The following is an 8421-nucleotide window of genomic DNA, read 5'->3' on the forward strand; positions in this document are numbered from 1 at the left end:
GATCGCGGCCGGGCTGGTGCTGAGCGTGGCGATCGGCGGCGGCGGCGGCTGGATGGCGCGCGGCTGGCAGCTCGAGGGCGGCCCGGACGCGACGCTGGCCGCGATCGCCGCGCCGATCCGGCCGATGGGCGACGCGCTGACCGCCTACCGGATGGTGGTGGCGAACCGTGGCGCCAGCTTCGATCTGGCCACGCACCGGCCGGAGGAGCTGCAGGCCTGGCTGGAGCGCTCGGTCGGCTCGACGATCCGGCTGCCCGACCTGGCCCGCGCCGGCTTCACGCCGGTGGGCGGGCGCCTGTTCGCGACCGAGGACGGTCCTTCGGCGATGGTGCTCTACCAGGACGACCAGGGTCACGCGGTCAGCTTCTACGTGCGCCCGCCCGGCGGCGAGCGCCAGCTGCTGAAGAACGGCACGCGCCGCGACGGCGCGCTGCTCGCGCAATACGGCTCGCAGCAGGGCTACAACTACGCGCTGGTGGCGCCCACCGACGGCGTGGATGGCGCGGCGCTCACCACGGCGCTCGAAACGGTGCGCGGCTGATTCTTCCCAGCCTCACCTCAAACCGACTTTCCTCACCTTTGAAACCAGCCGTCAGCCTTGGCTGACGCGGTTTCGCTCGCCTTCGCGGCACAGCGAACCACAGCGGATAGCCTGTGGACAGATTGGGCAAAACACGGATACGCACAGGCTGTGCGGAAAGTTGTTCTGTGTTGCCGGGAGCTGTGCACATCGCACCGGCACGGTTATGCGGACGGCACAGCGCTGATCGAAAAGGCGTAAACACGGTTATCCACAGCGATGGACGCCTTTTGTTAACTACTACTATTTGTGTATACGACCCCGACAAAAGCTGTGGGGATACGCGAGGGCGTGGATAACTGCGTGGACAACGGGTTTCGAATGCTGTGCCGATGGGATTTAGCTAAAACTACATGCTTGTGAAGTTTCGATAAAAAACGGCAGCCCATTCGTCATAAACTTCATGCTTATGGATTTTTCACTGTCTCTGACGACTACCAGCCATCAAAACTACACGTTCGTGAATTTTTCTCCCTCCAGTCTCCAGGATCGATCCTATAATTCACGATCATGAAGTTTCGTCGGCAGGATGCGTATCCTGCTGGACAATCGACCGAGCCATCCAGACATGCGACACAAGATCGAGCAGGCCTCCGATATCGGCGGCGTAATCCGGGCCGCCCGCAAAGCCCAGCAACTGCGGCAAGACGATGCCGCCGGCAGCATGGGGGTGAGCCTCGGATTCATGGTCAAGGCCGAGGCGGGCGAAACCTCGGTGCAGTGGGGCAAGCTGTTCCAGATACTGGAAGGGCTGGGCGTGCAGGTGATTCTCGATATTCCCGATGCAAGCGAGGCGCTGCTCAGGAACGAATCCAGGATGGCACGTCATCGCGCCGCGGCACGCGAATTCCGCTCCGTGGAGCGCCTGCACGAACCTGAAGACACCCTCGTCGATCCGGACCGGCACATCGTCGGATCGAAGGTGGTGTTGCGTGCCGCCGAGCGCCTGCTGGCGACAACGCCGGACAAGCGATCACGTTCGGGAGCGACCGTGAAACGCGCCAGCAAGCTGGTGAAGGATGCCGCCACGGTCGTGCAGGGCGAACCCTCGAAAGGAAAGGCACGCAAATGACGGAGCGCAGTCTGGTCGCGTCGATCGATCAACAGGTGATCGGCCGGCTTCACGAGAACCAGAATCTCTGGGCATTCGAATACGATCGATCGTGGCTGGAGAATCCCGATCGATTCGCCCTGAGCCCGCACCTGCCGTTGCAGGAGGAATGGCATCGAGATGGATCAACCACGCGTCCTTGCCAATGGTATTTCGACAACCTGCTGCCCGAGGAAACGGTTCGCAAGCTGTTGGCCAAGGATGCGAAATTGCCCGACGAGCACGATGCGTTTGCCTTGCTGGCGTATTACGGACGAGAGTCGGCTGGCTCCCTGACCTTGCGCCCGCCTGGCGGGGACGATGAGCAAGTGCCGCACGAGGCACTGCGCCCGCTGACCGACGAGGCCTTGAACGAGCGGATTCGCGAACTGCCCCGCGTGCCCCTGACGCATGACGCGCCCAAGAAAATGTCACTCGCCGGTGCGCAGCACAAGCTGCCGGTGGTGGTCCGTGACGGGCAGCTCTACGAGCCCGGTAGCGAAGCCGTCTCGACCCATATCCTGAAGCCCAACCACCCGAACCCCGACGGCTTTCCCAACACGGTCATCAACGAATGGTTCGTCATGAAACTGGCGGATGGCGTCGGTGGCCTGCCGGTGCCGGAGGTGTCCCGGCGCTACGTCCCGGCTCCGGTTTATCTGATCGAGCGATTCGATCGCCGCGTCGAGGCTGATCGGGTGTCGAGGCGCCATGCGATTGATGGCTGTCAATTGCTCGGGCTGGCCGCAACCAGCAAATATCCGGCCTGGTCGATCGATTCCCTGCTGAAGCTCATCGATCGATGCCGCGCGCCGGCCGTGGTTCGCCTGCGCATCTTCCGCTGGTTGGTGTTTTGCGTGCTGGTGGGCAATGGCGACTCCCACCTGAAGAATCTCAGCTTCCTGGTCGACAAGGACGGCATCACGCTGTCGCCGTTCTACGACCTGCTGAGCGAGGCGGTTTCCGAGACACGCTTCGTCATGGAAGACAAGGCACGTTGGCCGGATCTTTCGGAATTCACGGGCGAGTTGTTCGGTGAAAAGCGTTACGCGCACTTCAGCCGCGGCTTGCTGGAAGATGCCGGCGAAGCATTGGGATTGACGCGGGCCGTTGCGGCACGACAGATCGAAGAATTGCTCGAGCGTATCCCGGCACAAGCCGATGCGCTCATCGAGCAGACGGTTCGGGAAAATGAGGCACTCGCGGCGGAGCGCCCCGAATTGACAGCGATTCTCGGCGGCGAGATCCGATTGCTGCGAGCGATTCGCCACACCGTGATTCACGACATGGCGAGGCGCATTTCCGGCAGGGATTGACGCGGAGATTGCGCGATGGACAAGAGGGAAAAGGAAAGGGCGCGGCACCACCCAGCCGCCGCGCCCACGTCCCCTAAAACGCGAACGACCGCTGCCCCGTCACACCCAGCAGATCATCCACCGTGCGCGCCCGCACGAAGTGCACCGGCCCCTCGGCCCCCGCGATCGCCTTGAAATGCGCGTCCCCGCAGCGGACCTTGCGCCGTTCGCGGCCGCGCGGCTCGGTGTCGTCGGCCTGGCTGTCCATCTCCACCACATAGCACTGATCCGGCGCCCCAGCCCGCTCCACCAGCACCAGCCAATCGGGCCGGTAATCGCCCAGCGGCGTGGGAATCCGGAACCAGGCCGGCAGCTTCGCGTACAAGGTCACCGCCGCGCTGGCCTCCAGCGCATCCACGAAGGCACGCTCGGCCGCCGACTCGACCACGATCGCGGTCGTCACCGACTTGCCCGCGTCCTCGCGCAGATCCTTGCGATACCCCGTCACCGGCTCGTCGACGAAGCGCGCCAGCGGCCACACCACGCCGTCGCCGATCCGCTTGTAGGCGATGCCGTCCACCAGCGCCTCGCGCTTGCAGCGGTTCACCGCATCGGCCACCAGCGCGATGAAGGCTTGCGGGTTGATGCGGAATTCGTCGAGCCGCCCGCTGCCGGTCAGCACGGCGGCCAGCGTGCGCCGCGTCAGCTGGGTGCGGTCCTGCAGCTCGGTGAGCAGGTCGGGCAGGGCGATCTCACCCTCGTCGAGCACCACCGTGCCGGCCGAGGCCGTCTCGGTGGCTTCCACGCCGGCCTTGCCGATCGAGATGTCGGCCTTGCGCCATTGCAGGCGCGCGCGCGGCACCTCGGGCGCGGCCCGCAGCGCGGCCACGCAGGCCTCCACCAGCGCGGCGTCGTCGAAGCTGACGCGATAGGTGGTGCGAGCCTGCACGCGGGCCCAGAGCGCGCGGAACGCCTCGCCGAACACGACGGGCTGGCCCTTCGCGTCCAGGCGCGGCACCAGCAACCGGCGGTCGTCGGCATTGCGCACGTCCAGGCGCCCGGACAGCTTGCGCAGCAGCTCGACGATCCGGTGCCGCAGCGGCTCGAAGGCTTCGGGCAAGGGCAGCACGCCGCCCTTAAGCACGATCTTCAGCGCATCGAGCACCTTGCCCTGCGCGTCGATGAAGCCGCCCTCGTGCAGATGCGTCCACAAGGCCGCCGAACGCTCGACGCCCAGCGGCGCGCTCGCGCCTTGCGCGTCGGTCACCGGCAGCACCGCGAACTGGTGCGTGTCGACGATGCCGAAGCGGATCCCCGTATCGGCCTCGATCTCCTTCTGCAGGTTCGAGGCGAACTGCTCGTAGCTCTCGGTGGCCACCACGGTCAGCGTGTTGACGTCGAAGCCGCGCACGCGCTCGCCGCGCTGGTCGACCGCCAGGCGCAGCCCGCGCCCGATGGTCTGGCGCCGCTCGCGCTCGCTGCGGATATCGCGCAGCGTGCAGATCTGGAACACGTTCGGGTTGTCCCAGCCTTCCTTGAGCGCCGAGTGCGAGAAGATGAAGCGCAGCGGCGTGGCGAAGGACAGCAGCCGCTCCTTCTCGCGCATGATCAGGCTGTAGGCGCGCTCGGCGTTCTCGCGGCCGCTGGCATTGCTGTCGCTGGTCTCGGTCCAGCCGCCCTTGCGGTCGATCGAGAAGTAGCCGTCGTGCGCGGCGGCCACGTCGAGATCGGGATCGAAGCCGGCGAACAGCGAGCGGTAGATAGGCAGCTTCGCGGCGCGTCGATATTCGTTCTCGAAGATCTCCGCGTAGGGGCCCTTCAGGGCGACGCCGCCGGGCTCGTAGCGGCGATAGCGATCGACGCTGTCGACGAAGAACAGCGACAACACCTTCACGCCGAGCGGCTTCAGGCGCAGCTCCTTGTCCAGGTGCTCGCGGATCGTGCGGCGGATCATCTCGCGCTGGATCGCCAGCGGATCGACGTCGCCATGCGCGTCGCCGAGCGCGAGGAAGGCCTCGCCGCCGGGATAGCGCAGCTCGACGAACTCGTTGCCGCGCGTGGTGTCGATCTCGCCGATCCGGTAGTCGGCATACACGCCGCGGCGCGTCACGCGCTCGAGCAGGTCGCCGTCGCCGACCGTCACGGTCTGGCGCTCGACGCCGGCCGGCGTGGCCACGTCGAGCTCGACGCGCGCGGCGATGGTGCCGCGCCGGTTGCTGACTGACACCAGCCGCACATAGGGCTTGTTGTGCGCGTCCTCGACGGTGGCCGAGGCCACCTCGATCTGCTTGACCAGGCGCCGCTCGTAGGCGTCCACCGCGTCGAGCCGGTACACCATCTGGTACAGGTCCGCGTGGGTCGCCGAATAGCGCAGCGTGCAGAGCGGCGCCATCGCGTCGAGCGCCTCCTTGCCGCGGCCTTCCAGCCCGCCGTCCACGCTCTGCGGCTCGTCGACGATCAGGATCGGCCGGGTGGCGCGGATCAGGTCGATCGGCTTCTCGCCGCCGGTCTTCTCGCTGGGCTTGTAGAGGTTGTTGACGTCCTTGCGGTTGATCGCGGCCACCGTCGCGACCATGATCTGCACCGTCGCGCTGGAGGCGAAGCGGCGCACCTGGCCGAGCTTGGCCGAGTCGTACAGGAAGTAGTCGAAGGGCACGCCGTCGTAGAGCCGGCGGAAATGCGAGCGCGTGATGTCGAGCGTCTTGTGCACGCCCTCCTTGATCGCCACCGAGGGCACCACGATCACGAACTTGGTGAAGCCGTAACGCCGGTGCAGCTCGAAGATGGTGCGCAGGTAGACATAGGTCTTGCCGGTGCCGGTCTCCATCTCGACGGTGAAGTCGGTCGAGACCAGCGGCCCCGAGGGCGCCAGGCCGCCGCGCACCTGCACCTCGGCGAGGTTGCGCGCCAGCGCCGCGGTATCGAGCGCGAGCCGGTTGCCGACCGCCAGCGCGCTCTCGGCCACGCCGATCGGCATCTGCCGCGCGATGCTGGTGTCGCCGTCGCCGGTCTGTCCAGCGGCGTCGGCCGCATCGACGCTGAACGCCGCGCGATGCGCGTCCTGCCCGCGAAACAGGTCGCAGACGGCATCCACCGCCTCGAGCTGGTAGTCGAGATCGGCCTCGAAATGCAGTTCCATCATCGGCGCGCCGGCCGACTGCGCGTCGAACACGTTGCGCGTCATCAGAGGCTCCGCACCGAGCGGATCCCGTGCTGCTCGAGGATCGCGGACAGGTTGACCTTGGCGACGTCGTCGACGAAGGCGCCGTCGCGGAACACGCAGGTCACGTCGTGCTGGGGCGGCGCATCCACCGCATCGAGCACGCCGACGATGCCCTGCGCCAGCACCTCGGCCTCGGCGCGGTCGATGCGCGCGGCGAAGCAGGCCACGATCGCGCCGTCGATCACGTGCACCTGCTTGCCGGCCACCGGCAGGGTGTCGACCGGCGCGCACAGATCGAGGCCGAGCTTGATGGTGAGCTCGGCGAGCAGGTCCGCGTCGGTGCGGCCGGCCTTGATGTGCTCGACCGCGTCGAGCAGCGACTGCTGCACGTTGGCGCCGCGCGGGTCCCATTCCACCACGTTGGTGGAATCGAGCCGGAACACGCGGAAGCCCAGGTCGAGCGCCGCCTCGGGATGCTCGCCGAGGATCCGCTCGGCCGCGCGCCGCAGCCGCTCCTTGGTGATCTCGGCCAGGTTGGCGGGGCGCTTGAGCCGGGCGCAGAACTCGGCGGCGGCCTTCTGGTCCTTGTTGCCGGCGTCGAGCGGCTCGGGCAGCTGCACCAGCGCGAAGCGCCGGCGCGCGCCGTCGGCCGCGTTGGCCTCCATCACCGCGTGCGCGGTGGTGCCGGAGCCGGCGAAGCAGTCGACGACCAGGTCGTCGTCGCCGGTCAGCCAGCCGACCAGCGAGGCCGCGAAATCGGTCGGCTTGGGCAGGTCGAAGGGAATCGCCAGCGCCTTCAGGCGCGCATCGTCCGAGCCGCCGAAGGGCAGGATCGAGGGCACGTTCTCGTGCAGGTTCTCGTCGAGGAAATAGATCCGCTGCGGCTGGGTGCTTTCGTCCGCGCCGAACTCGATCAGCCCCTTGTCGAGCAGCTCGCGCATGGTGGCGGGCGGGTTGCGCCAGCCGCGCTCGGGCACCGGGCAGGGCTTGCCCGTCACCGGGTGCGTGAGCGGGATGAAGTAGTCGTCGGGGGCGCGCTTCTTGTTCGGCCAGGCCATCGATACCAGGCGGTAGACGCGGCCTTCGGGTGAGAGCCGGTCGTACATCGCCTCGCCGCCCGACAGCGTGGTCTGCGCGCGCAGCCAGGCGCGGTAGGCCTGGGTCGCCTCGGCGATGGTGGTGGTATCGGCGATCGCGTCGTGGGCCGCGTCCAGCATGCGCTGCGCGTTGCGCTTGGGGCGCTTGAGCGGCGCGTGCTCGAACAGCCACTCGGCGTCGCGCGCGAACAGCACGATCGATTCGTGCTGGTAGGCGATGCCGCGCGCGTCGCCCTTCGGGTTGCGCTTGTCCCACACCGCCACGCCCAGCTCGTTCTCCTCGCCGAAGATCTCGCGCATCACCAGCACCAGCGCGTGCAGCTCGTGCTCGTCGATATGGATGGCGATCAGGCCGTCGCGGGCCAGCAGGTCGAAGGCCAGCTTCAGGCGCGGATACATCATGTTGAGCCAGTCGGTATGGAACCGGCCGCTCGCCTCGGTATGGCTGCTGAGCTTCACGCCGCCCGCGGCCTGGCCCGTCAGCGCGAGGTAGTGGCGCAGGCTGTCGGTGAAGTTGTCGGGATAGACGAACTCCTTGCCGGTGTTGTACGGCGGATCGATATAGACCAGCTTGACCGAGCCCGCGTAGCTCTTGTGCAGCAGCTTGAGCACCTCGAGGTTGTCGCCCTCGATCATCAGGTTGCGGGTGCCGTCCCAGTTCAGGCTCTCGTCGCGGCAGGGGCGCAGCGTGCCGGTGGAGGGCGTGAGCGCGAGCTGGCGCGCGCGGCGCTTGCCGTGCCAGGCCAGGCCGTATTTCTCGTCGGCCTCGGCGACGGTGCGCTCGCCCACCAGCGCCTTGAGCACCTCGAGGTTCAGCGCGAGGCCCTGCGGGCCTTCGGTCACCGCTTCCGGGAACAGGGCCCGGAGCCGTTCGAGGTTGTCCGCCGCGAGATCCGCGGAGCGGGCCTCGGGACTGGCGGATTCGATCTTTCGCATCGTGTTTTCCATGTAAAGCATGAGTGGCGCGCCGCTGCCGAGGTTCCCCGGCGCCGCCGCGGCGGGCCGTCGAGGCCGTCCGCCATGCCCGGCCGCGCATCGATGCATCGGCATATCGGCGCGGGCAGGGACGTGGCGGGTCGCGAGGGGAACGGAGGACCACGGGACGCGCCCGGCTTCCGGGCCGCCGCCGCGCCGCCGCCTGCTGCGCTTCTCCAACCGCGAGGTGGTGGTCGCGCTCGGCCTGGCCGGCGGCGTGA

4 protein-coding genes and 1 pseudogene are annotated in these 8421 nt (G+C 67.5%); 3 read left to right on the top strand and 2 right to left on the bottom strand.

The features are described 5' to 3' along the window. The 3 genes and pseudogenes from F3J18_RS33845 to F3J18_RS33855 all read left to right on the top strand — a co-directional run. The coding region (locus tag F3J18_RS33845) for an anti-sigma factor (RefSeq protein WP_166916455.1) at positions 1 to 541 on the top strand (541 nt) is incomplete at its 5' end. Positions 542 to 1148: 607 nt separating this feature from the next. Then, positions 1149 to 1391, top strand: a pseudogene (locus tag F3J18_RS38730) (transcriptional regulator); the annotation flags it as partial. A 257-nt stretch (positions 1392 to 1648) separates the two neighbouring features. Further along, positions 1649 to 2986, top strand: coding sequence for a HipA domain-containing protein (locus F3J18_RS33855; RefSeq protein WP_160640090.1), 1338 nt, complete (start codon positions 1649 to 1651; stop codon positions 2984 to 2986). A gap of 73 nt (positions 2987 to 3059) precedes the next feature. Here F3J18_RS33855 and F3J18_RS33860 read toward each other — a convergent pair whose 3' ends face one another. Together F3J18_RS33860 and F3J18_RS33865 are read right to left on the bottom strand one after the other, a co-directional pair. Then, a complete protein-coding gene (locus F3J18_RS33860) occupies positions 3060 to 6104 on the bottom strand; it encodes a DEAD/DEAH box helicase family protein (RefSeq protein WP_166916457.1) in 3045 nt (1014 codons plus the stop codon). A gap of 44 nt (positions 6105 to 6148) precedes the next feature. Then, positions 6149 to 8173, bottom strand: a complete 2025-nt coding sequence (locus tag F3J18_RS33865) for a site-specific DNA-methyltransferase (RefSeq protein WP_166916459.1) — start codon at positions 8171 to 8173, stop codon at positions 6149 to 6151. Positions 8174 to 8421 lie beyond the last annotated feature (248 nt).

Origin of the sequence: Burkholderia sp. Ax-1720, from assembly GCF_011753035.1 — a bacterium.
Taxonomy (GTDB): Bacteria; Pseudomonadota; Gammaproteobacteria; order Burkholderiales; family Burkholderiaceae; genus Burkholderia; species Burkholderia gladioli.

Bases quoted from the DNA above. Each gene is read 5' to 3' on its own strand.
- F3J18_RS33865 (WP_166916459.1), bottom strand. From the start codon at position 8,173: ATGGAAAACACGATGCGAAAGATCGAATCCGCCAGTCCCGAGGCCCGC.
- F3J18_RS33855 (WP_160640090.1), top strand. From the start codon at position 1,649: ATGACGGAGCGCAGTCTGGTCGCGTCGATCGATCAACAGGTGATCGGC.
- F3J18_RS33860 (WP_166916457.1), bottom strand. From the start codon at position 6,104: ATGGAACTGCATTTCGAGGCCGATCTCGACTACCAGCTCGAGGCGGTG.